We start from the raw sequence: 22,443 nt of genomic DNA, 5'->3' as shown, positions 1-22,443 counted from the left end.
ACGCGTGATCCGGTTGGGGCACTGATTGATGTCAAATCTGTTTTTTTACGGCACCTTGCGGCATCTCCCTTTGCTTGAGCTCGTGCTTGGGCGCCCGATTTCAGAATTGGTCGCAACGCCCGCCGCGCTGCAAGATCACGCGGTTTATGGCGTCAAAGATCAGATTTTCCCGATGATCTTGAAGGAGAAAGGTAGCACCGCCGACGGACTTTTGGTTCAGAATCTGAGTGTTGAGGATTTGGAAAGGCTGGCTTTCTATGAAGGCGGATTTGATTACGATCTGAGCCCTCAGCAGGTTGAGTGTGAAGATGGATTGATCCTTCCGGCTCGCGTGTTTTATCCTCAGCCGGATCTTTGGACGCGCGACCAAGCGTGGTCTTTGCAGGACTGGGTTGATCGTTGGGCCGAGGTCAGTCTGTTGGCCGCGGAAGAGGTCATGGCCCTCTATGGAACAATCGAGACCGCGGTGGTCGCGCAGAGCTATCCTTCGATATTGATGCGCGCTTGGGCCCGATTGCTCAACCGCCAACGGGGCAACGAAGATCAGGGCGATGCCGAACAAGATGTGATCGTAAAGCATCATGAGCGTCCCTATGTCGGTTATTTCGGTATGGGCGAAATGGACCTGCAGCATCGTAAATACGACGGTTCAATGAGCCCCGTTTTGCGGCGCAGCGCGTTGATGCAGGGGGCAGCGGCGATTGTACTGCCCTATGATCCGGTGCGCGATACAGTGCTATTGGTCGAGCAATTCCGTGCGCCGGTTTTCATGAGCGACGATTCCGATCCATGGTTGTGGGAGCCGGTTGCGGGTATGGTCGATCCCGGAGAAACCCCGGAACAGACGGCGTATCGCGAAGTGCGAGAAGAGGCACATGTATCGCTGAATAGGTTGGAATATGTCGGGGGTGCATATTCATCCACCGGGTCTTCGACCGAATATGTCTATCTGTATGTTGGGCTGGCCGATCTGACTGGCACGGTCGAAGGTGTAGGTGTGGCCACCGAGGGTGAGGATATTCGCAGTAAAATACTGCCCTTTGGTACATTCATGGAAAAGGTAGATGCCCATGTTTTCAAAGACCTGAAGCTTTTGACATTGGCACATTGGCTGGCGCGACACCGTGATCGGCTGCGGGCTTAACTATCGCGACTTGTGGTTGCGGCGGGGCGCCTGTAAATCTTCTGCAATACCAAATGACAAGAGGGTGCCATGCGCATTGCACGAGACCTTGCCGACGCGGTCGGTAAAACACCTTTGATCCGGCTGCGCCGCATCAGCGACGAAACTGGCTGCGAGATTTTGGGCAAGGCCGAATTCATGAACCCTGGCCAGTCGGTCAAGGATCGCGCGGCGCTATATATCATCCGCGACGCCATCGCGCGCGGTGATTTGAAACCGGGCGGCACAATTGTCGAAGGCACCGCTGGTAACACCGGTATTGGCCTTGCGCTGGTTGGGGCGTCGATGGGCTTTAAGACGGTGATCGTAATCCCCGAGACCCAGTCGGAAGAGAAAAAGGACATGCTGCGTCTGGCCGGCGCGCAGTTGGTGCAGGTACCTGCCGCACCCTATCGCAACCCCAACAACTTTGTGCACTATTCACGCCGCTTGGCCGAAGAGCTTGCCCAGACTGAGCCCAATGGCGCGATCTGGGCCAACCAGTTCGACAATGTGGCAAACCGGCAGGCGCATGTCGAAACCACTGGTCCCGAAATCTGGGAACAGACAGGTGGAAAGGTTGATGGTTTCATCTGTGCCGTTGGCTCGGGCGGGACCCTTGCGGGCGTCGCCGATGCGCTGCAGCCCAAGGGTGTCAAGATTGGTCTGGCTGATCCGATGGGGGCAGGGCTCTATTCCTATTACACAACCGGTGAGATCGCGATGGAGGGCGGCTCGATCGCAGAGGGCATCGGGCAGGTGCGGGTGACAAAGAACCTTGAGGGGTTCACCCCTGATCATTCCTACCAGATCACCGATAACGAAGCGCTGCCTTATATTTTCGATCTGCTGCGCGAAGAGGGGCTGGTCATGGGCGGTTCGACCGCGATCAATATGGCGGGCGCGGTTCGGTTGGCGAAAGAGTTGGGGCCGGGTCACACCATTGTCACCATCTTGTGCGACTACGGCACGCGCTATCAATCGAAACTGTTCAACCCTGAATTCCTGCGCGAAAAGGAACTGCCGGTTCCTGACTGGATGACCGAAGCGCCGCGCAGCATCCCCGGCGTATTCGAGGACGTGTGATGTTGCGACAGGTCCGCCTGTTTCTGATCCTCGCCGCCTTATGTCTGTTTGGGCTGGGCGGCATGGCCTCGGCCCAGCTGACCGACCGGCAGAGCGAATACTATCAGGGATGGATCAGCACGGCGAACCGCGCAGAATCGGTGATCAGCGCCAATCGGGCGTCGAATGCTGCGCTCGAAAATCTGCGTTCGGAAATAAACGGTTATCGCGAAGACTTCAACAAGGCTCGTGGTGCCAACACCGATCGAATTCAGACGCTGGAAAGCCAGCTCAAGGCTTTGGGTGATCCTCCAGCCGATGGTGAAACGGAACCTGAAGACATCGCAAAGCTGCGCGAGCATCTTGAAACGCAGCTCAATAGTCTTCGAGTCCCACGCATCATCTCGGAAGAAGCGTTCAGCCGGGCGAACGGCCTGATCAGTGAAATTGACCGTATCATCCGCGACCGGCAGGCCAAAGAGATGCTTGAGAGAGGGCCATCTCCGGTCAACCCAGTTTATTGGGGCCCTGCATGGAATGATGTAAAAGAAGCCACCCGCAGATTGGTCAACGAGACCACCAAGAATTTAAAGACGGACGTGGTGCGTGAGCAGATACGCGAACGCAGTCTGGGCATTTTTGCGCTGCTCGTTGTCTCGGCGGTTTTGCTTCTCTATGGGCGGTACTGGTCCGAGAAAGGCGGTGCGTATCTGCGCTCGCTTGGGGGGCAAGGCAGCGGTGTCTGGACATTCGTTGTCTCACTCTTTCGCATTTTTTTGCCGTGGCTTGGCGTCTGGGCACTGGTCGAAGCGGTAATGTTGACCGGTGTGCTGGGACTGCGTGGCATGCTGTTGTTCGACAACATACCGTACTGGGCCGCGATCATCTTCTATTTCGACTGGATCGGCAGACAGATCTATCTGATGGGCGCCGCGCAGGATTTTCAGCGTCTATCTCAAGGCAAAATCAGGGAAATTCGAGTTTATATCGATCTTTTGGCTGTCATGCTCATACTGCACGAACTGGTGCAGTTGTTCGAGCAGATCGAGAACATCTCGGATGCGACACGGGCTGTAGTTGGATTCCCGGTCGTATTGGCGACGGCTCTGCTGTTGTTGCGGGTGCGCCAGATTCGTCAGACCGATGTGAGAAATGATGGATCCGAGCAAGACGCGCCTCGTCGCACGGCGGGCTTCAGTCAACTGATTGAGTTTCTACGACGAGCTCTGTTCCTGTTGGGAGTTGCCACACCGGTTCTGGCGATTTTCGGCTACATCAACGCAGCCGAAGGGATCGTCTTTCCGGCGGCGAAGACTCTGGTCTTGATCGCGGCGCTGGTCATTGTTCAGCGGTTCTTCAGCATGGTTTATGGCTGGCTGACGGGGCAGGGTGAGGCTGCGCGTGATTCTTTGTTCTCGGTTCTGGTCGGGTTTGCATTGGCGATACTGGCGCTTCCCATTCTGGCCATCTACTGGGGCGCGCGCGAGACCGATCTATTGGAGGCCTGGTCGCGACTATTGCTGGGGTTCAATATCGGCGGCGTCACGATATCGCCCAGTAATTTTCTGGTCTTTGTCGCGGTGTTTGCCATTGGCTATACGCTGACCCGGTTGCTGCAAGGCGGTCTGAGAAACTCACTGCTGCCCAAGACCAAGATTGACCCCGGCGGCCAGAACGCAATTGTTTCCGGCACCGGCTATGTCGGCATCTTCCTGGCCGCACTGATTGCGATCATTGTAGCGGGCTTTGATCTTTCCTCGCTTGCGATTGTCGCAGGGGCCTTGTCGGTTGGTATTGGATTCGGGCTTCAAACCATTGTTTCGAACTTTGTGTCGGGCATCATCCTGCTGGTTGAACGCCCGATCTCGAAGGGGGATTGGATCGATGTGAACGGTATGATGGGGTATGTCCGCGATATCTCGGTCCGTTCAACACGGATTGAAACTTTTGACCGGACGGATGTGATTGTTCCGAACTCGGATCTGATCAGCGGCGTGGTCACCAACTACACGCGCGGGAATACGATTGGTCGGGTGATCGTGCCTGTGGGCGTGGCCTATGGGACAGATACCCGCAAAGTCGAAACTATTCTGGGTGAGATTGCGAATTCTCACCCGATGGTTCTGGCGAACCCCGCGCCCAGTGTTGTTTTCCAGGGATTCGGAGCGGATTCTCTGGATTTTGAGATCCGCGCGATTCTGCGCGACGTGAACTGGGTTCTATCGGTCAAATCCGACATGAACCACGAAATCAACCGCCGCTTTGTCGAAGAAGGAATCGAGATTCCATTCGCCCAACGAGATGTATGGTTGCGCAATGCCGAAGTCTTGCGTGACGACAACGCACGATCGTCAGTGGCGGAAGCAATGACGCAGGAAAAGCCCGCAGATCACCGCATGGGCCCTGCTGATCTGACTGAAACTGATCTGGATTCGCCGGACGGAGAAGAGCTGTAATTCGACTACAATCGGGCCTTGCAAATCTGGTTTCGATGGTCCAAATATCGCCGGCACGGAGAGGTGGCCGAGTGGTCGAAGGCGCACGCCTGGAAAGTGTGTAGGCGGGAAACCGTCTCCAGGGTTCGAATCCCTGTCTCTCCGCCATATTCCACAGCCGCAGCCGATAATTTATCGAGGTCAAACAATGCAATGTGCATTTGTGATCGCGAGATTATTTTGGCGCGTCCATGTTGCGAATTTAGACGAACACCTGCCATATTTTGGTAAAAAGAAAGAGCGAATATCTGATAGACGAACGAGATAGACTCGAAATCATCGCCGAACTGGTGTTTTGTTTTCGAGCGGATGTTGAAGACTGATATCAGTAAAAGTGAGGTTGGAGCGTAATGTATAGAACTGCTTTGAGTTTAGTGGGTTTGTTTTTGTGTATGGGTGTTTCACAACCTGCATGGTCCTCAGATTATCCTCCGCGTCAGGCCAATCCGGTAAATGTAAAACAAATACATAGCGGGCATAGCTTAACAGACGCATATATGGGGCAGCCTTGGCCTGGGCAGTTGATCCTGGCGACAAGCTCACTGCGTGGCGCTCAGCCTCACGACAACATTGCAAAATCAACCACTCCCGGCGCTGGACTGAAATGGCGTTGGCAAAATCCGGTAGGGCATGGAGCGCCTGACGCGCGTCAAGATATTGGTAGGTTTGAGCTTCTAGTTACGACGGAAACCGTGCCTTTGTACCCCAACCCTCAAGCTTTTAAAGAAGATACACTCGATTACGTCGAGAAATGGGTCAAACACGCTTGGCAGAACGGTAATCGTGGCAAGGGTGCCGAAGTCATGCTGTATAGCACCTGGGTGTGGTGGCAGAATCCCGGAGATGTACGATCCGATGGAGAGGGGCATATACCGTTTCGAGAACGCCTTGATATCGAGGGAGCTCGTTGGGAGCAAATGCAAGATCATGCCAACGCGGTTCGGCCGGATGGCATGCCTCCGATCTACATGATCCCAGGGCACAGATTGATGATGCGTATATATGATGACATCGAGGTTGGAAACGCACCGGGGCTTAACAGCATTGGGGATATCTTCCTGGATGATATTCATCTCAATGAATTGGGCAATTATGCTGTGACCTGCCTCATCTGGGCAGTCGTTTATCAGAGGAACCCGCGCGAGATACCAAACACCTTCATCCACGGTGACAACCAAAAACTTGTAATTCCTTATGAACAGGCAAACTACTTCAAGAAGGTCGCTCTTGAGGTTGCTCAGGACTACGATCGTGCTGGGGTGCCGTGACGCCTGCGTGTTTTTCTTTCGTCTAATCGACGATCAGAATTTGCCGCAGAATATATGTTGGCGATATTTTCAACACGCTATCGTCAGCCTTGGTTCAAAAAAGTTAACAAAACTGTCAGTTTGATATAACCTTCTAGTGTTATTGCCAATAATCATTCGGTTTTGTGTTGTGAGTCAGACGATCTATGAAAAGTATGGTGGCTTCAAAACCATCAGCCGCATTGTAATGTCATTCTATGAAATGGCGTTGGAATCCGATGAAATCGGGGACTATTTCGACGACATCGACATGCCGCGTCTGATTGATCATCAGACAAAATTCGTCTCATCGTTGGTCGGAGGCCCGGCTTCGTTTAGCGATGACCGGATAGAAGCGGTTCATCGGCATCTGAAGATCACGCATGCGGATTTCGACGAAATGGCTGCGCTGTTTAGCGAAGCGTTGGCGATGCACGGTATGTCAGAGCCAGACATAAACGTCGCACTGGACGCGATTGAGAGCAAACGGTCAATTATCGTTGCTCGGAACGCTGCATGAGCATTCTTGCCATCAACGAACATTTGCTGCGTGCGATTGGTGTCGGCGTCGCGGTGCTGCGCGCTTCGGATTTGACCTTTGTGTTCCATAACGGGCCGTTTGCCGAATGGTTTGGAACGCCCGAGGAAGGGCAGACCTTATTGGATATTTTGCCCAGCCTGGATCGAAAAGAGCTTGAGGACGTAAAGCAATCCGGCCTGCGCTATTCAGTGGAACTGCAGATTAAGCCCAAGCGCCGGACGCTAATCTTTGCCACGACAGTCTCTCTCGCCAATGGGTTGGATGAACAGGTTCTGGTGGTTGAGTGCCAGAACATCACCCGAATCCGCGAATTGGAAAGCATGATCGACAGCTATTCGACAATGGTCGAGCGGAACACGCGTGAGCTGGAGCGCGAGAAAGAGCGCGTTGAACGGTTGCTGCTGAACCTTATGCCGAAAGCGGTCTATGAAGAATTCAAGACCTTCGGCGTTGTTACCCCTCAATTGTTTGACCAAGTATCGGTGGTAATGCTCGATTTCGTGGGTTTCACTGATTTCGCGGCCAAGACCGATCCGACGGTCACGCTGAGCGAGTTGAACGATATTTTCACAGCCTTCGATCGTATCGTCGAACAGTTTGGTTGCGAGCGGATCAAAACCATCGGTGATGCTTATCTGGCCGTTTCCGGAATGCCGGATGAGACCCCGGACCATGCGACCGCAGTCGCTCATTGCGCGGTTCGGTTCCTACGGTATCTTGAGCGTCGCAATGAAAGCCATCCGCATAAATGGCAGGCTCGGATCGGGTTGGGGATGGGGCCTGCTGTGGGCTCGGTCGTAGGGATTCAGAAATACGTCTATGATGTTTTCGGCCCGGCGGTGAATATTGCGTCTCGTCTGCAGGTCTTTGCCAATCCGATGCGGATCGTAGCACCGGAAGAGATGAAATACGCGCTGATCGATGAATTCCAGATCACTGATATCGGGCCGGTCGATATCAAGGGTATGGGGCATATGGATCTGATCAACGTTACATCACGCCTGAACACGCCTAAGCCTAGCCGGGTGTTCTGACGCTTTAGTCGTCCTGATCCACCAGCCCCAGACCGCGCAGATAGATGCCGATTCCGGTCTCCAGAAGGTCCTCGGGCGGAAACGGAGAGCTTGCGCCTGTATTGCGCGCGAAAAGTTCAACCACTCCATGACTCATCGCCCAGATATGCGCGCTGAACATCGACGCAGGCGGGCGCTTTTCGGGTGGGATATGCTGCGAAAGATCGCTTGCTGCCTTTTCGAGCACGCTTTTCGCCCGGTTGGCTGCAAGGGCGAGCTCTGGCGTCCGATTGACCGAAATTCCGCTTTCAAACATCGCAATGTAATGCCCGGGGTGCTTGCGAGCAAAGGCCAGATAGGCGCGGCCCGTTGCCTCAAATGCGGCTAGTGCCGAGGGTTGCCCTTTATCATAGGCGAACTGCATCAGGTCCGCGAACATCTCGAACCCTTGTCGGGCAGCCTCGGCGATCAGGTCCTCGCGCCCTTCATAGTGCCGGTAAACGGCGGCTGGTGTGACGCCGGCAGTCTTGGCAGCTTCTGATAGGGTGAAACCGGTTGGGCCTTTCTGCTCGATCAGCGACAAGGCCGCTTCGATCAGTGCTTGTTTCAGGTTCCCGTGGTGATATCCGCGTTTTGTCATCCCGGCCTCAGGCGCGTTTTTTCTTATATATGTATGGGCTGTGCCCGGAACCAGCGCGTTCAAGCATCCCAGATGTCCGGGCCGCCACTAATCTTGTCATCTGGAATGCCAACCACTTCTGGGTCTTTTCCATCATACTCCAGAGCGCTTAGCACAGTGCGAATAGCCGCCAGTCGCGCACGTTTCTTGTCATCTGATCGGATGATCGTCCAAGGACAGTCGTCGGAATGACTGCGCGTGAGCGTCTCTGAAATCGACTGGCTGTATTCATCCCATTTGCTTAACCCGGCCACGTCAATCGGACTGAGCTTCCATTGTTTCAGCGGGTCAGTCTCGCGGGCGAGGAACCGGTTCAACTGCTCAGCGCGCCCGACATTCAGCCAGAACTTGAACATGTGAATGCCGTCATTTCGTAACCCGTTCTCCAATGGAATAACCTGGCGAAAAAACCTCTCACGTTCGTCTGTGGTGCAAAAGCCGAAAACGTTTTCAACGACACCCCGGTTGTACCAGCTTCGATCGAAGAACACGATTTCACCCGCTGAGGGTAGGTGAGAGATATAACGTTGAAAATACCACTGACTGCGCTCCGCATCCGAAGGCTTGCTGAGCGCCACGTTGCGTGCTCCGCGTGGATTAAGATTTTTCCGGAACCGTTTGATTGTCCCGCCTTTTCCTGCAGCATCCCGGCCTTCAAACAGGATTGCAACCCGCTGATCCGTCGCTTTGACCCAAGATTGCATCTTTACCAGTTCGATCTGAAGCGCATCCATCTGTTCATTGTAATCCTTTCCCTTCATCTTGTCGGAATATGGGTAGGACGGGTTCAGGATGTCGCCTTTCCCGGAGTATTCGATGGCGGCTCGAACCTCTTTCGGCGCTTCATTTCGGAAGTAACTTTCGATAGCGCCTTGATCTGTTCGGGTCATGTGCAGCCTCGCCATAAAATCCATATCTTACTATGGATTACGGATCGCCCTAACGCAAACCCGCGCGTTCGGCAGCGCGGTCTATAGCGGCTGCGACTTCGGGGGCGGCAACGACTTGTGGCATGTGGCCGATTCCATCCAACTCGATAAGTTCGGCGCTTGGGATTTGTTCGATCAGACGCTGGGAATGCCAGCTTAGACCAACGGTATCATCCGCGGTGCCGTGGACGATTTCCGTCGGAACCGATATTTCGCCATAACGCGGTTGAAGCTCGGTCACTTCATCCAACAGGTTTGCACGCTGTTTCGCGTTTGCGTGCATTGACGCGCGGCGCATCGTCAAGCCTGGACCGAAATGCTCGGCATAGCCCTCCGGAGCCTTCTGGGGTGCAAAAACCTTATCCAAAGCCTTGGTGACATACCAATCTGGTACATAGGCGGAAATCAAGGGCAGAGCCAGCGCATTCCCGACCGAAGTCGCGCCAATGGTGTTGAAAGCGTCAAGCGGTGTCTCCCATGGGATGGCGGCCGGGGCGATCAGGACGAGTGCGGAGATGCTTTCTGGCTGAGTCACAGCCCATGCCAGAGAAACCGATCCGCCATAACTTTGTCCGGCAACAATGGGCTTTTCTGCGCCAAGCTGTGCTGCGGCGCGTTGCAATATTTCTGCTTGCTCTACAATTGTTTCGCCGCTGGGATTAAAGCTATCGGAATACCCAAGGCCAGGTCTGTCAAAGACGATGACGCGATAATTCTCAGCCAGAATCGGGGCCAGTGCAAAGGTCATATCTCGAGTATTGCCGCTGGAGCCGTGTATCAATACGACGTCCGGGCCTTCGCCCATGACCACGGCATGCACCGCAACCCCGTCAACTTCGACGATTTGCCCTTCTGGTGGAAACGAGGTTTCGGCCCGCGCTTCCCGTTGGGCGCCGCGCCAAGCAGTCGCTGCTGCAAGACCTGCGGCCACGACACAAAGGGATATGAGAAGTTTACTGGCCAATTTTGGTCAGATCGAACGGGGTTGTCTGGTAGATGGAGTTGATCCAGTTGCCATACAGCAGATGCGCGTGACTGCGCCATCGGTTCTGCGGATCCTGGCTTGGATCGTCATCGGGATAATAGTTGATCGGTACGTTGATCGGCGTGCCGTTGGCCACGTCACGATCATATTCCTGCTTGAGTGTGTCGCTGTCATACTCAAAATGATTGAAGATATAGAGCGCGCGATGTTCGGGGTCTTCGACCAGGCAAGGGCCTACGTCGTCGCTTCCCAGTAGGGTGGTCAGACCCTGCGCTGCATCGATCTCATCCTGTCGCATCTCGGTCCAGCGGCTGACAGGAATGACGCAATCGTCGGAAAATCCACGCAGATATGGTGATGCGGATGCAAGGTTCCGGTGACGGAAGCAACCAAAGGCCTTGGCATCCAGCATGTGTTTCTTGACGCCGTGGAAATGGTTGATCATTGCCATTCCGCCCCAGCAGACGCCAAAGGTCGAATGCACGTTGGTCTGAGACCAATCTAAGACTTCGCACATCTCTTCCCAATAGGTGACATCGGGAAATTCCAGATGCTCGATCGGAGCGCCGGTGATGATCAGACCGTCGAACTTCTGATCCTTCACCTCCTGAAAGGGGTGATAGAACTCGGCCATATGCGCAGCGGCGGTGTTCTTGGTCTTATGCTCGGTCATGCGGATCAAAGACAGTTCGATCTGCAAGGGGGTCGCACCGATCAGACGCGCAAATTGATTTTCCGTCTGAATCTTCTTGGGCATCAGGTTCAACAGACCAATACGCAATGGTCGTATATCCTGACGTGCTGCCTGATCCTCGGCCATGACCATGACGCCCTCATTGGTCAGGACGTCAAAGGCGGGCAGGTCTGAGGGTATTTTGATAGGCATATGGTCACGCTGCTGAAACTGCGAAAGAAGTCTGGAACTTAGGTGGGGTTGGCGCGGGTCTCAAGAGTGCGCTCGATCAACTCATCGAAATCACCGCTGTCGCGCACCTTGGCGATGTCGTCGGCTTCGATTGTGACGCCCCAGTTGCGCGCCATGGCCGCATATCGCGGCTGCCGATGCGCCAAAGCTTGGGCATAGGTCCAGCGGATGAAGGCGTCTGGATCGACCTCAACCCCGGAACAATCGTTGAGGGCCAAATACTCGGCCCATACGCGAGCCAGAAACTCGGCCTGATAGGACATAGGTTTAGGGGCTTTGTCAAAGCGGCGGATCAGCTCTTCGGTATGCGCGTCGTCGCCCTTGATCCAGATCATCAGGGTCTGGCTGGAAAGTTCGCTGAGGATCTGATCATTGGGATCGTCGGGTTCGACCCATTCGCAGATCGAGCCTCCGGTATCGCAGATGAAGTGCGGATAATGATAAAGGCGTTTGGCGCGTTCGATGAAGTACTTGGTGTCCAGCAGGGCGTGGATCTCGGCCAGCCGGAATTGCTCCTGTCGCTGCTGATATTCAGAGATTTCAAGGCCACCCAGTTCCGAGTTGCCGGGTTTGCCCAGATAGGTCGATACCGGCGTCAGGTTTTCAAAGCTGATATTCGATCCGATATAGATCGAGTCTGACAACAGCAGTTCACGCAGAAATGGAACCTTCATTGCTTCGGCTTTGGCATTGTCGGTGATGTATTCGCCCATGTAGCGGGTGCCGATGCGATAATCGATGGAATAGTGGAACCAGTCCCCGGCTTCACGCAGAGTGTTCGAGACATAGGATTTGCCCAGCCCGGACATGCCGAAGAACAGCACTTTTTTCCGTTCAGCTTCGCGCCAGTCTTTTGCCGAGCTATAGATCATCATCCGCCGTCCCTTGTTTTGCATTAGCTAAATCGGGCGGTTGGCGGCGTCAATCGCGTCTGCGGGATTGGCTGAGGATTAGCAGCCCTAGTGCCAAGATAGCGAAACCAACGAAGGCGCGCGTGGGCAGGGCCTCGTCCCTGACCAGAGCGCCAAGCAAGATTGAGACCGGCGGGATGATCAAGGTTACCAGCAATACATTGCCGCTGCCCCCTTGTTGGAGCACGCGATAGTAAAGCAGATAGGCACCCGCCGTAGCCACCAATGCGTAATATGCGATGGCGATCCATGTCACCGCGGGGAGCGCAAGGGTAGGGGCACCGTCTACCATTAGCGTGACCGGCAGCATGATGAGGGTTGAGGTCGTCAGCATTCCTGCGGCAGCGATCTGCGGAGAGAGATCGCCCAGTTGCTTGCGGGCCCAGACTGCGGCCAGGGCGTAGGAAAATGTGCCGAACAAAATGGCCAGTTGCCCAAGATTGCCCAGATTGAAGGTATGAAACTGATTGAGGCCGATTGTAATTGAAACGCCCAGAAAACCCAGCACGACCCCCAGCAAGCGTGTCTTGGTCAGGCGTTCATCACGAAAGAAAAGGGCGGCAAGCAGAACACCAAAGACGGCTGTCGTGGCGTTCAGAATTGAGGTCAGCCCGACTTCGACATGAAGCTGGCCCCAGGCCATAAGAGAGAAGGGCAACACATTGTTCAGAATTCCCATCACCAGAAATGCGCCCCAGATGCGTGGATCGCGGGGAATGGTCTGCTTTTGCAACCAGATGACGATCCAAAGCGCAAGAGAAGCCCAGAAGACACGATGAAATACGGACGTTACGAATGGGATCGTATCCAACGCGATGCGGATCGACAGAAAGGATCCGCCCCAGATTACTCCGAGTAGGATCAGTTCGGCCCATGCGCGAGGAGAGAGTGATTTCTGAATAGCCATGGCCTGTTCTGGCATCTCTCTGACAAGTGATCGACCCGAAACATGCGAAAAAGCCCCGCCGAATGGCGGGGCTTTGCAGTTGGTTTTCTGGCTGTATCAGTCCAGAGAATATGTGATCTGGAAGCCGACGCTCCAGGCGCTGTTGCCAGTAAAGGTCGCGCGGTTGTCCGGGCCGGTTCCATTTGCGGTCGCATCACCGATATCCGTATAGCGTACACCGCCCGAAAGTTGAGCTTTCTCGAAGGAGTAGGTGCCGCCTAGGCCGATGCTCCAGAACCCGTCTGTCGGGCCCAAATTCGAAACCGAGTTACCTTGCGAGCTTTCGTAGCCCAACGTCACTGCGCCTGAAAACTGTTCTGAGAACTGGTAGCCAAGGCCAAGCGAGTAGGTCCACGTGGCTTCTTCATAATCGACCAGATTGATCCCGGTCAGACCTTCGTAAACCGGCGGAGCATAAACTGTCTGCGGCCAGTCAACCCAGCGGACCGACCCGAACAGCAGCGTTTTCGGGGCGACGCCCGTCTGAAAGTCGAGGTTGACGGATTGAGGCGTTACGACTTCGGTTGTCGAGTCGGCGCTTGTACGACCTATCGTCGGAATTCCGGGTGGAATGAATCCGTTGATGAAATCGTTCGCTTCGGTTTGCGACAGATCGTGTGTGATCTTCGAGTTATAGGTCAAGGCTACACGGGCTGCTATGTCAGGTCGTTCCCAAGCGACGCCGACAACATATCCAAAGTCGATTTCATCGTCGGTTTCGACGCGGTATCCGCCTTGCGGCGGCGTGGTGCCTGCGCCCGCGATCGGTACCGAAACGCTTGCTTTCAAGCGCTGCGCCCGAACGCCACCGATTACGCTGAATCCGCTGTCCAACTTGTACCGCAGTAGCGCGGTGACAGCATCTGTGTCTGCCTTCGCTCGCAGCACGTCTGTGCTTCCTCCAGGAAAGCCGGACAGCACGTTCTGAGACAGCGGATAATCTGCTGAGTAGTCGATATCGGCGCCAAAAGGTTGGTCGTAGACCAGAGCGAAGTCGAGTCTTTCAGTCAGAGATGTCTTATAGGCAAGATGCGGTGTAAAGAAGTCGTTTGCGACATTACCAGAATCGATGGTTTCGCCGAATGTCGGGCTGCCGGTAATCCGGTCCTCCATCGAGCCACTTACGCTTGGGTTGGTATAACCAAGTCGGAATTGGGCGACGGACCCTTCCTCGAACAAAATGTTGACACCCTGACCGCTTCGGTCAAGACCGCCCGCTTGCACAGCTGTGGCCCCGACACACAGCGCACACGCCTTGAACAGCGCTTTTTTCATTTATTCCTCCCTAACTCTGTCCATTTGCCTGTTAGATGCACCCTCACATGCACACCCGGCTTCGTTACCGGGTGTTACTGTCTTAATACTTAAAATAAGGTCAACCGGTGACGGAGCGTTAGTCCGCGTCGGCACGGTGAGCGTGTGTTGCCAAATTGGCACGATTCTCGGACCAAACATTCAGGAAGATGCCTGAGAATATCACCACAGCACCCAGCAGTGTCCAGTGATCCAGCGGCTCCTGATAGAGGATCATACCTATAATCGCGATGGTCGGGAGGCGGGCAAAATCGAATGGCACGACGACCGTCGCCGGAGCGATCGCCAATGCATTGGTGATGCAGTAATGCGCCAGCAATCCCGCCAACCCGATCAGCAGCAGATAAGGGGCGGTGTTGAACGAGGGCAGCGCAATGTCACCGTCAAACCCCGAGGCGATGAGGCCAAGCGCCGCCTGCATGACTGTCAGCCAGAACATGATGCAGCCGATGCTGGCAATGCGCGTCAGGGATTTGGTCGAGATGTTGGTTAGGGCAAAGAAGATTGCAGACAGGGCGGCTGCAATAACGCCCGGGCTGATCGAGGTCACGCCCGGTCGTGCCACGATGAGGATGCCTGCAAACCCTATGAACGCTGCTGTCACACGCGTGGCAGTCAGGCGTTCTCCTAAAAACAACGGGGACAGCAGGATGACCCAAATCGGGTTTGTGAATTCAAGGGCGAAGACCTGCGCCAAGGGGATGACAGCGACGGCGTAGAACCAAAGGTTCTGTCCAATAAAATGCAGCAGGTTTCGTGCGCCATGTAGCCCCAGACGTTTGGTTGTGACCTGATGCCACTTGCGTGTCACGCTCAGTACCAGCGCAACTACGCAGATACCGACGAGACTGCGGTAGAACATGATCTCGAACGTGTCGTGCACCAGGCTTAGTTCTCGGCCCGCCACAGCCATGGAGGAAAACGAGGCAATCGCCCCGGTCATCCAGAGCGCGGCTTTGCCGATCTGCGTTTTGCTCTCATCCATCGCTTAAATGCCGTTTCGGGGTATAACACGCTGACTAAAGGGCGATTTGTCCGGGATTGCAAAATAAAAAGCCGGGCTGTGACCCGGCTTTTCGCTCATTCCCACTCGATGGTTCCGGGTGGTTTTGAGGTGATGTCGTAAGTGCATCGGTTGATGCCCTTGACCTCGTTGATGATGCGCGTGGCGGTCTCACCCAGAAATTCGTGGCTGAACGAGTAGTAATCCGCCGTCATGCCATCGACCGAGGTCACCGCGCGCAGGGCGCAGGCATAGTCATATGTGCGCCCGTCGCCCATCACGCCGACGGTGCGCACGGGCAGGATGGCCACGAAGGCCTGCCAGATCTCGTCATACAGGCCGTGCTTGCGAATCTGGTCGATATAGATCGCATCCGCCTCGCGCAGAATCTCAAGCTTTTCGCGCGTGATTTCGCCTGGGCAGCGGATGGCCAGGCCGGGTCCGGGGAAGGGGTGGCGACCGATAAAGCTTTGCGGCAGGCCCAGTTCACGGCCCAGGGCGCGCACTTCGTCCTTGAACAGTTCGCGCAGTGGTTCAACCAGTTTGAGGCCCATCTTTTCAGGCAGGCCGCCGACATTGTGGTGGGACTTGATGGTTACCGAAGGACCGCCCGAGAACGAGACAGATTCGATGACGTCGGGGTACAGTGTGCCCTGCGCCAGAAACTCGGCACCGTCGATGGTATCGGCATGTTTCTGGAACACGTCTATGAACAGTTTGCCGATGATCTTGCGCTTGGTTTCCGGGTCGCTTTGCCCGTCCAACTCGCCCAGGAACAGGTCGCTTTCATCTGCATGGATCAACTGGATATTATAGTTGTCGCGGAACATGCCAACGACCTCGGCGGCCTCGTTCTTGCGCAGCAGGCCATGGTCGACAAACACGCAGGTCAGCTGATCGCCAATCGCCTCGTGGATCAGGATCGCCGCGACCGAGCTGTCGACGCCGCCCGAAAGGCCACAAATAACTTTCTTGTCCCCGACCTGCTCGCGAATTTTGCGGATCATCTCTTCGCGATAGGCGCCCATGGTCCAGTCGCCGGTGAACCCTGCCAGTTTGACAAAGTTCTCATATAGTTTGGCGCCCTTGGGTGTGTGATGCACTTCGGGGTGAAACTGCACGGCATAGAAATGACGCGCGGGATCGGCGGTGATCGCAAAGGGGGCGTTCGGTGAGGTGCCAAACACCTCAAAGCCCGGGGCGATTTCGCTGACATGGTCGCCATGGCTCATCCAGACCTGCTCATCGCCGTCCGCGAACCAACCATCAAGGATATCGAGCTTGCTTTGCGGGGTCACGAAGGCGCGGCCAAATTCGGCGGTGCCATGTCCGCTTTCGACCTTGCCGCCCAACTGGTGCATCATCACCTGCTGGCCATAGCAGATGCCCAGGATCGGAACGCCGTAATCAAAGATCTCTTGCGGGGCGCGGGGCGATCCTTCGCGCGTGACACTGTCCGGCCCGCCCGAGAAGATCACGGCCTTGGGGGCCATTTCCCGGACAAAGTCCATCGTCACGCTTTGATAAGGGTGGATTTCGCAATAGACGTTCAGCTCGCGCAGGCGACGGGCGATCAGCTGGGTTACCTGGCTGCCGAAGTCGATGATCAGAAGGCGGTCGTGGGTGTCTTGGGTCATGACTGGCTATTAGGTCGCAAGCCTTGCTTGTGCAAGCGCAATGACGTCAATTGAGCAAGGAGGCTGACATATGACGACCCTAAAGCTCAGGACTGCCGAAGACGGCGACGCCAAAGCGATACGGGCCTGTATCGCAGACGCCTATGCACCGGCAATGCGTGACATCACCGATCTGCCCGATGTAACGAGCGGGGTCGCCGAAGAAATTGCGGCGCATCAGGTTGTTGTTGCTGAAGAAGCTGGGCGTCTTTTGGGCGTCATTGTCTTTGATCAGCAGGCGGATGCGATGATGATTTTTAACCTTGCCGTTTCGCCAGAGGCGCAGGGCAAGGGCGTCGCGCGACAGCTGCTTGCGGTCGCGGAACTCAGGGCGGCTGAGGCGGGGATTTCGATTCTCCGTTTGCGGACCCATCGGCTGATGCATGCGACGCGTGCGATGTATACGCATCTGGGCTGGCATGAGGTCCAAACCTCGGGAAACTCGGTCGTGATGCAGAAAAAAGTGACGTAGGGGCCAAACTCAGCAGGGCCGCGATCAGCGGCGGTTCATGTCGCTTTTACCCCTATTGCGCCGTAAACTACCTGCGGCGGTGATTGCCGTTCATGTAACTAATTTACCAAACCAACCAATCACGGGATTTTCTCAATGGCAGAGGCAAACACCCGGCGCAGGGCACGGGGTGGCGGTGGTGCCGCCCGTCGGGCTGAGCGCACGGCGGTCAAGATCGAAACCGCGAAATACATCGAACGCAACATTCCCAATTTCGAGGTTCTCAACGAAGAAGCGTTGCAGATCATCGAAGCCAACGCAGAGACCATATTGGCCGAAGTTGGGGTCAACTTTGTCGACAATCCGGCTGCGCTGGAACGTTGGAAAGATGCCGGTGCCGATGTCGAGGGAGAGCGTGTGCGACTGCCGCGCGGTCTGGCGCGCGAATTGATCAAGACCGCCCCCAGCGAGTTCACCCAGCACGCCCGCAACCCCGAGAAATCGGTGGTCATTGGCGGTCGCAATATGGTTCTGGCCCCGGTCTATGGCCCTCCGTTCGTGCGCGATGCGCAAGGCGGTCGCCGCTATGCGACCATGGACGATTTCAACAAATTCGTGAAACTCGCCTATATGTCCAAATGGCTGCACCATTCGGGCGGCACGGTGTGCGAGCCGACCGATATCCCGGTGAACAAGCGCCATCTGGACATGTTGATGGCGCATATGACCCTGTCGGACAAGCCGTTCATGGGCTCGGTCACCGATCCCAGCCGGGCACAGGATTCGGTTGAGATGTGCGAGATTCTTTTCGGTAAGGAATTCGTGCAGAACAACACGGTGATGACCTCGCTGACCAACATCAACTCGCCGATGACGTTCGACGATGTGATGATGGGCTCGCTGGAGGTTTATGCGAAGAACAATCAGGCCTGCATCATCTCGCCCTTTATCGTGGGCGGTGCGATGGCGCCGGTTTCGGTGGCCGGGACCCTGACGCAGGTGCTGGCCGAGGTCATGGCTGGTGTGGCTTATAGCCAGATCATCCGCCCGGGTGCTCCGGTGATCTTCGGTGCGTTTGTATCGTCGATCGACATGAACTCGGGCGCGCCGACCTTCGGGACTCCCGAAGCCTCGCACGTGACCTATGGTGCAGGCCAATTGGCGCGGCGACTGGGACTGCCCTATCGCTCGGCCGGTTCTTTCTGCGGCTCGAAATTGCCGGACGCGCAGGCCGCGTATGAGACCGCGAATTCGCTGAACATGGGTCTGATGTCGGGCGTGAACTTCATGCTGCACTCTTGCGGTTGGCTTGAAGGTGGTCTGGTGGCGGATTTTGAGAAATTCGTCATGGATGCCGACCAACTGGGTGTCTTGCACGGTCTGGCCAAAGGTGTGGCCTATGACGAAAATGCGCAGGCTATGGATGCGATCCAAGAGGTCGGACCCGGTGGCCACTATCTGGGCTGCGCGCATACACAAGCGAACTTCAAAGAGGCGTTCTGGAAGACCGATCTGCTGGATTACAAGCCGTTCGAGACCTGGGAAGAAGAGGGCGCCCGCGATACACGGACGCTTGCCTCGGCACGGGTCGAGCATCTGTTGGCCAATTACCAGCAGCCGCAGCTCGATCCCGATGTGAAGGCCGCGCTTGATGCCTATGTCGCTGAGAAAAAGGCGTCCATGCCGGATGCCTTCACCTGATCACTGATACCGCGTGGCACGGCTGGCCTGATACAGCTGTGCCTCGCCGATCAGAGCGATCAAAATATCCAGATGACGCACCAGAGAATAGGCTGCGTCATCTTCCTGCCTTTGCAGATCAAGCTCCCGCTCCAATTCCATGAGGCGGATCAACGCCGACCCTGTGCTGGGTATCGACCCATAGCCCAAAACGCGTTGCAAGTGCCGGTCTCGATTATAGTCCTTTGCTCCGATTTTCGCGGCTCGGCTTAGCAAGCGTGGGCGGCGGAGTGTGGCGATCATGGTCATCAGGTCCTGCACGGCAGCGTTCCTTCGTTTTTGTTCTGACGCCAAAGATGTCGCACAACTTAAGCGGGTGTTGCCTTGTTTAAGCTCCCTCCGAACGATGGTTTCATGACTGTTTATCTTTTTGAATCAATTCTGCTCCGTGCCGTCTGTGATTAACGAACGAGTAACGAAAGCGACTCTAGTTAGATTTGGTTAACTAAGAATCCGACGGCGAAAACTGTCAGTTTGTTTTGTCGACGAGGGCATTGAACTATGGAAAACAGCGTGGCTTTCAACGTACCGACCTGGGTCCCTGAAGGGGCGCAACGATATCTTGACCATACCGAGTCGGGCCGGTCCATTCGGGATATCGCCCGGGCGGCGGGATGCCATGCGTCGACCATCTTGAGACAAATTCGCCGTGTTGAGATGCGCCGTGACGACCCGCTGGTCGATGCTGCGTTGCGATCATTGGCGCAGACCCATTTCGCCCCTATGAAAGAGGCCTCGGCCCGGTATCCTGCCCCCGATTATCCATCTGATGAGCCAAAAGATGATGCGTTCGAACGCGAAGCGCTGCGGGTGCTGCGCCGACTATGTGAATCTGGTGCGGTGCTGGCCGCGGCAGAGAATATGGATAAGGCGATTGTAGTGCGCGATAGTGGGGATTGTGGAACGACCCGAACAGCTGTCGTTGACTGCAAGATCGCGCAAGCCCTGGCGTTGAAAGATTGGATATCATGCGACAATCCGGGGCGAATTTCACGGTACCGGATTACAACGTCGGGCCGCTCGGCGCTGAGCCATCTGCTGGCCGATTCCGAAAATCGTGCCCGCGCGCAGAGTGAGTTCGGCATGGCCGAAGCGCAAGCTCCGTTTAAGACCGTTGGAGCGGGAGCGAAATTTCAGCCCAAGGCGTCGGCACGAGCCCGCTATAGCACGACCGAAAGCCCGTTGATCGCCCTTGCGCGTCGACGGGACCGGGACGGAAAGCCGTTTCTTGATGAAACACTCGTCGGTGCAGGTGAACGCTTGCGCGAGGATTTCGAACTTGCGCAAATCGGGCCTCAGGTCACGCAGAACTGGGATCGTTTCCTGACCGGTGGTGGCCGAGGAGATTTCACCGTGGATGCGCCTATCGGACGGGGGTCGTCCGGTGCGCGCGATCGTGTGGCGCGTGCTTTGTCGGACCTGGGGCCGGGGCTCAGCGATGTTACACTGCGTTGCTGCTGTTATCTTGAGGGGTTAGAGCTCGCAGAAAAGCGCATGGGCTGGTCGGCGCGGTCGGGCAAGATTGTACTGCGCATCGCCCTGCAGCGGCTCAAGCGGCATTATGAAGAGCAGACTGAACGTGACCGCATGATCGGTTGATATATAGATATTGTGGTTCTGGCGGAAAGTGATAATCCAAGATTATGAATTTTACATTTCGCCAGTTGCAGTATTTCCGCGCCGTTGCCGAGCAGCGAAACTTTGGCCGTGCGGCACAGGTTTGTCATGTCTCTCAGCCGGCGCTGTCAGTTCAGATCAAAGCGTTAGAGGAAGCGATGGGTGGCCCTCTGTTTGAACGGCAGGCCCGTGACATTCTGCTAACGCCTTTGGGCAGAGATGTTCTGGATCATGCCGATCAGGTGCTTATAGCCGCTGATCGGTTGGACCGGTTCGCGCGTGACCATTCCGGCGGGCACCGGTCCTTGTCGATTGGCATCATTCCAACCGTCGCGCCCTATTTGTTGCCAGGGGTATTGGCAGGGTTGCGCTCTGGTGATGTTTCGTTGCGTGTCAGAATACGTGAGGCCCGGACCGAACGCTTGCTTGCGATGCTGCGCGGGGGTGAAATCGATGCGGCGGTGTTGGCGCTGCCCACAGGCGGGACCGCTTTGCACGAAGAACCCTTGTTCGAAGATCGTTTCCTGCTGGCGGGCAGTCAGTCGCGCCTCAATCGACTGACTATTAGCCCCGAGGCCCTGCGTCCTCTGGATCTACAAGCGGCACAATTGATGTTGCTTGAGGACGGGCATTGTCTGACCGATCAAGCGCTTGAGGTTTGTGGTCAGGATCGGGCCAGCGGGCAGATCAATATGGGAGCCTCGTCATTGGCCACTCTGTCGCGACTGGTGGCTGAGGGCTTTGGCTTGACCCTGATGCCGGAACTGGCAGCCAGGGCAGAGGCCGACGCGGTGCCGGGCTTGCGTTTGCTGCGCTTTGCGACCCCTCAACCGGCGCGAACGATTGGCCTAGTGCGGCGTTCTTCGACCGGAGGCGAGGGGTGGTTCGATCGCCTGTCCGAGGTGATCCGGCAGGTCGGAGAAGACGTCGTCGCGCAAACCCGCACCTGATCAAAAAAGGCCCGCCGAACGGCGGGCCTTGTCATGTAATCACATCTGATCAGGCCAGCGCGGGCTCGCGCACTTCATCCAGATGCTTCATCAGGTTTTCGGGCGATGACACGCCATAAGGATCCTCGGGGCAGTTATCCATCAGGCCGGGCTCTTCGAACCATGCTTCGACCACGCCATCGTTGACGATGGCCGCATAGCGCCACGAGCGCATGCCGAAACCCAGATTGTCTTTGTCGACCAGCATGCCCATTTTCCGGGTGAACTCACCCGAACCATCCGGGATCACATCAACATTCTGCAGGCCCTGATCCGCTGCCCATTTGTTCATGACAAAGCTGTCATTCACGGACATGCAATAGATTGCATCGATCCCTTTATCAGTGAAATCCGAGAAGCCGTTTTCAAAACCTGGCAGCTGATAGGTCGAGCAGGTCGGCGTGAACGCACCCGGCAGCGAAAACAGGATGACGCGCTTACCTGCGAAATAATCAGCGGTGGTTTTATCTTCCCAACGGAACGGGTTCGGGCCTTCGATCGAGTCGTCGCGAACGCGCGTGTGGAAGGTCACTTCAGGCAGTTTTGCACCGGTTTTCATCATCAAACTCCTGTGATTCACATATGTTTGATGCGAGGGTTAAAACGATTCTAAATCAGCTTCAACAATAGATATACTGCAGTTGCAAAATATCTAAGCCCCAGTCACGACCATTGAAAATAAACATGAAAATCTGTAAGTTGTGTCTATGTTTCTG

At 55.7% G+C, this 22,443-nt stretch carries 21 protein-coding genes and 1 tRNA gene; 11 read left to right on the top strand and 11 right to left on the bottom strand.

What is annotated here, in order from left to right; all coding sequences use genetic code 11:
- Positions 1-28: 28 nt before the first annotated feature.
- From ACR0AZ_RS06115 to ACR0AZ_RS06085, 7 genes are all read left to right on the top strand, one after another.
- On the top strand, positions 29-1,144 hold the full coding sequence (locus ACR0AZ_RS06115; RefSeq protein ID WP_480667016.1) for an NUDIX domain-containing protein: 1,116 nt from the start codon (positions 29-31) through the stop codon (positions 1,142-1,144).
- 69 nt (positions 1,145-1,213) lie between these two features.
- Entirely contained in the window at positions 1,214-2,248 is a 1,035-nt protein-coding gene (locus ACR0AZ_RS06110) for a cysteine synthase A (RefSeq protein WP_480469998.1), read from the top strand.
- Complete coding sequence (locus ACR0AZ_RS06105; RefSeq protein WP_480667015.1) at positions 2,248-4,683, top strand: DUF3772 domain-containing protein; 2,436 nt, start codon at positions 2,248-2,250, stop codon at positions 4,681-4,683. Before ACR0AZ_RS06110 ends, ACR0AZ_RS06105 begins: the two co-directional genes overlap by 1 nt.
- Before the next feature lie 57 nt (positions 4,684-4,740).
- Positions 4,741-4,830, top strand: a tRNA-Ser gene (locus tag ACR0AZ_RS06100).
- A gap of 242 nt (positions 4,831-5,072) precedes the next feature.
- Entirely contained in the window at positions 5,073-5,990 is a 918-nt protein-coding gene (locus ACR0AZ_RS06095) for a hypothetical protein (RefSeq protein WP_480469996.1), read from the top strand.
- 169 nt (positions 5,991-6,159) lie between these two features.
- The gene (locus ACR0AZ_RS06090; RefSeq protein WP_480469995.1) at positions 6,160-6,528 is read left to right on the top strand and encodes a group I truncated hemoglobin; all 369 of its coding nucleotides are present in this window, start codon (positions 6,160-6,162) and stop codon (positions 6,526-6,528) included.
- Positions 6,525-7,583: an adenylate/guanylate cyclase domain-containing protein gene (locus tag ACR0AZ_RS06085; protein ID WP_480469994.1), complete on the top strand. Its 1,059-nt coding sequence runs from the start codon at positions 6,525-6,527 to the stop codon at positions 7,581-7,583. Before ACR0AZ_RS06090 ends, ACR0AZ_RS06085 begins: the two co-directional genes overlap by 4 nt.
- 4 nt (positions 7,584-7,587) lie before the next feature.
- On the opposite strand, the gene ACR0AZ_RS06080 is transcribed toward ACR0AZ_RS06085, so the two are convergent.
- The 9 genes from ACR0AZ_RS06080 to guaA form a co-directional block, all read right to left on the bottom strand.
- Positions 7,588-8,202, bottom strand: a complete 615-nt coding sequence (locus ACR0AZ_RS06080) for a TetR/AcrR family transcriptional regulator (protein WP_480469993.1) — start codon at positions 8,200-8,202, stop codon at positions 7,588-7,590.
- 59 nt (positions 8,203-8,261) lie between these two features.
- Positions 8,262-9,131: a polyphosphate kinase 2 gene (ppk2, locus tag ACR0AZ_RS06075; RefSeq protein ID WP_480667013.1), complete on the bottom strand. Its 870-nt coding sequence runs from the start codon at positions 9,129-9,131 to the stop codon at positions 8,262-8,264.
- A gap of 49 nt (positions 9,132-9,180) precedes the next feature.
- Complete coding sequence (locus tag ACR0AZ_RS06070; protein WP_480667012.1) at positions 9,181-10,101, bottom strand: alpha/beta fold hydrolase; 921 nt, start codon at positions 10,099-10,101, stop codon at positions 9,181-9,183.
- 22 nt (positions 10,102-10,123) lie between these two features.
- Positions 10,124-11,041: a homoserine O-acetyltransferase MetA gene (metA, locus tag ACR0AZ_RS06065; RefSeq protein WP_480667011.1), complete on the bottom strand. Its 918-nt coding sequence runs from the start codon at positions 11,039-11,041 to the stop codon at positions 10,124-10,126.
- 38 nt (positions 11,042-11,079) lie between these two features.
- Complete coding sequence (locus tag ACR0AZ_RS06060; protein ID WP_480667141.1) at positions 11,080-11,952, bottom strand: ATPase; 873 nt, start codon at positions 11,950-11,952, stop codon at positions 11,080-11,082.
- Between the two features lie 49 nt (positions 11,953-12,001).
- Complete coding sequence (locus ACR0AZ_RS06055; protein WP_480667010.1) at positions 12,002-12,898, bottom strand: DMT family transporter; 897 nt, start codon at positions 12,896-12,898, stop codon at positions 12,002-12,004.
- 96 nt (positions 12,899-12,994) lie between these two features.
- Positions 12,995-14,212, bottom strand: coding sequence for an OmpP1/FadL family transporter (locus tag ACR0AZ_RS06050; protein WP_480469988.1), 1,218 nt, complete (start codon positions 14,210-14,212; stop codon positions 12,995-12,997).
- Positions 14,213-14,330: 118 nt separating this feature from the next.
- Positions 14,331-15,236, bottom strand: a complete 906-nt coding sequence (locus ACR0AZ_RS06045) for a DMT family transporter (RefSeq protein WP_480469987.1) — start codon at positions 15,234-15,236, stop codon at positions 14,331-14,333.
- 95 nt (positions 15,237-15,331) lie between these two features.
- The gene (guaA, locus tag ACR0AZ_RS06040; RefSeq protein ID WP_480469986.1) at positions 15,332-16,891 is read right to left on the bottom strand and encodes a glutamine-hydrolyzing GMP synthase; all 1,560 of its coding nucleotides are present in this window, start codon (positions 16,889-16,891) and stop codon (positions 15,332-15,334) included.
- A gap of 70 nt (positions 16,892-16,961) precedes the next feature.
- Between guaA and ACR0AZ_RS06035 the strand changes: the two genes are divergently transcribed.
- Entirely contained in the window at positions 16,962-17,402 is a 441-nt protein-coding gene (locus tag ACR0AZ_RS06035; protein ID WP_480667009.1) for a GNAT family N-acetyltransferase, read from the top strand.
- A gap of 135 nt (positions 17,403-17,537) precedes the next feature.
- On the top strand, positions 17,538-19,082 hold the full coding sequence (locus tag ACR0AZ_RS06030; protein WP_480469984.1) for a trimethylamine methyltransferase family protein: 1,545 nt from the start codon (positions 17,538-17,540) through the stop codon (positions 19,080-19,082).
- Here the strand turns inward: ACR0AZ_RS06030 and ACR0AZ_RS06025 are convergent, their stop codons facing one another.
- Complete coding sequence (locus tag ACR0AZ_RS06025) at positions 19,083-19,382, bottom strand: DUF6477 family protein (RefSeq protein ID WP_480469983.1); 300 nt, start codon at positions 19,380-19,382, stop codon at positions 19,083-19,085.
- A gap of 240 nt (positions 19,383-19,622) precedes the next feature.
- Here ACR0AZ_RS06025 and ACR0AZ_RS06020 point away from each other — a divergent pair, with 240 nt between their 5' ends.
- Positions 19,623-20,720 carry a DUF6456 domain-containing protein gene (locus tag ACR0AZ_RS06020; protein WP_480667007.1) on the top strand — a complete coding sequence of 366 codons (1,098 nt, stop codon included), beginning with the start codon at positions 19,623-19,625 and terminating at the stop codon, positions 20,718-20,720.
- Between the two features lie 44 nt (positions 20,721-20,764).
- Entirely contained in the window at positions 20,765-21,688 is a 924-nt protein-coding gene (locus tag ACR0AZ_RS06015) for a hydrogen peroxide-inducible genes activator (protein WP_480667006.1), read from the top strand.
- 49 nt (positions 21,689-21,737) lie between these two features.
- Here the strand turns inward: ACR0AZ_RS06015 and ACR0AZ_RS06010 are convergent, their stop codons facing one another.
- Positions 21,738-22,286 (bottom strand): redoxin family protein, encoded by a 549-nt coding sequence (locus ACR0AZ_RS06010; protein WP_480667005.1) that lies wholly within the window; start codon positions 22,284-22,286, stop codon positions 21,738-21,740.
- Positions 22,287-22,443: the final 157 nt, after the last annotated feature.

Source organism: Ruegeria sp. BE3, assembly GCF_056538865.1.
The sequence above is the reverse complement of the archived record's forward strand: the minus strand, read 5'-3'. Positions and strand labels throughout refer to the sequence as shown.

What these genes read in the sequence shown, in the direction of transcription:
- ACR0AZ_RS06115 (WP_480667016.1), top strand. Translation starts at nt 29, where the DNA reads ATGTCAAATCTGTTTTTTTACGGCACCTTGCGGCATCTCCCTTTGCTT.
- ACR0AZ_RS06110 (WP_480469998.1), top strand. Translation starts at nt 1,214, where the DNA reads ATGCGCATTGCACGAGACCTTGCCGACGCGGTCGGTAAAACACCTTTG.
- ACR0AZ_RS06105 (WP_480667015.1), top strand. Translation starts at nt 2,248, where the DNA reads ATGTTGCGACAGGTCCGCCTGTTTCTGATCCTCGCCGCCTTATGTCTG.
- ACR0AZ_RS06095 (WP_480469996.1), top strand. Translation starts at nt 5,073, where the DNA reads ATGTATAGAACTGCTTTGAGTTTAGTGGGTTTGTTTTTGTGTATGGGT.
- ACR0AZ_RS06085 (WP_480469994.1), top strand. Translation starts at nt 6,525, where the DNA reads ATGAGCATTCTTGCCATCAACGAACATTTGCTGCGTGCGATTGGTGTC.
- ACR0AZ_RS06080 (WP_480469993.1), bottom strand. Translation starts at nt 8,202, where the DNA reads ATGACAAAACGCGGATATCACCACGGGAACCTGAAACAAGCACTGATC.
- ppk2 (WP_480667013.1), bottom strand. Translation starts at nt 9,131, where the DNA reads ATGACCCGAACAGATCAAGGCGCTATCGAAAGTTACTTCCGAAATGAA.
- metA (WP_480667011.1), bottom strand. Translation starts at nt 11,041, where the DNA reads ATGCCTATCAAAATACCCTCAGACCTGCCCGCCTTTGACGTCCTGACC.
- ACR0AZ_RS06060 (WP_480667141.1), bottom strand. Translation starts at nt 11,952, where the DNA reads ATGATCTATAGCTCGGCAAAAGACTGGCGCGAAGCTGAACGGAAAAAA.
- ACR0AZ_RS06055 (WP_480667010.1), bottom strand. Translation starts at nt 12,898, where the DNA reads ATGGCTATTCAGAAATCACTCTCTCCTCGCGCATGGGCCGAACTGATC.
- ACR0AZ_RS06050 (WP_480469988.1), bottom strand. Translation starts at nt 14,212, where the DNA reads ATGAAAAAAGCGCTGTTCAAGGCGTGTGCGCTGTGTGTCGGGGCCACA.
- ACR0AZ_RS06045 (WP_480469987.1), bottom strand. Translation starts at nt 15,236, where the DNA reads ATGGATGAGAGCAAAACGCAGATCGGCAAAGCCGCGCTCTGGATGACC.
- guaA (WP_480469986.1), bottom strand. Translation starts at nt 16,891, where the DNA reads ATGACCCAAGACACCCACGACCGCCTTCTGATCATCGACTTCGGCAGC.
- ACR0AZ_RS06035 (WP_480667009.1), top strand. Translation starts at nt 16,962, where the DNA reads ATGACGACCCTAAAGCTCAGGACTGCCGAAGACGGCGACGCCAAAGCG.
- ACR0AZ_RS06030 (WP_480469984.1), top strand. Translation starts at nt 17,538, where the DNA reads ATGGCAGAGGCAAACACCCGGCGCAGGGCACGGGGTGGCGGTGGTGCC.
- ACR0AZ_RS06020 (WP_480667007.1), top strand. Translation starts at nt 19,623, where the DNA reads ATGGAAAACAGCGTGGCTTTCAACGTACCGACCTGGGTCCCTGAAGGG.
- ACR0AZ_RS06015 (WP_480667006.1), top strand. Translation starts at nt 20,765, where the DNA reads ATGAATTTTACATTTCGCCAGTTGCAGTATTTCCGCGCCGTTGCCGAG.
- ACR0AZ_RS06010 (WP_480667005.1), bottom strand. Translation starts at nt 22,286, where the DNA reads ATGAAAACCGGTGCAAAACTGCCTGAAGTGACCTTCCACACGCGCGTT.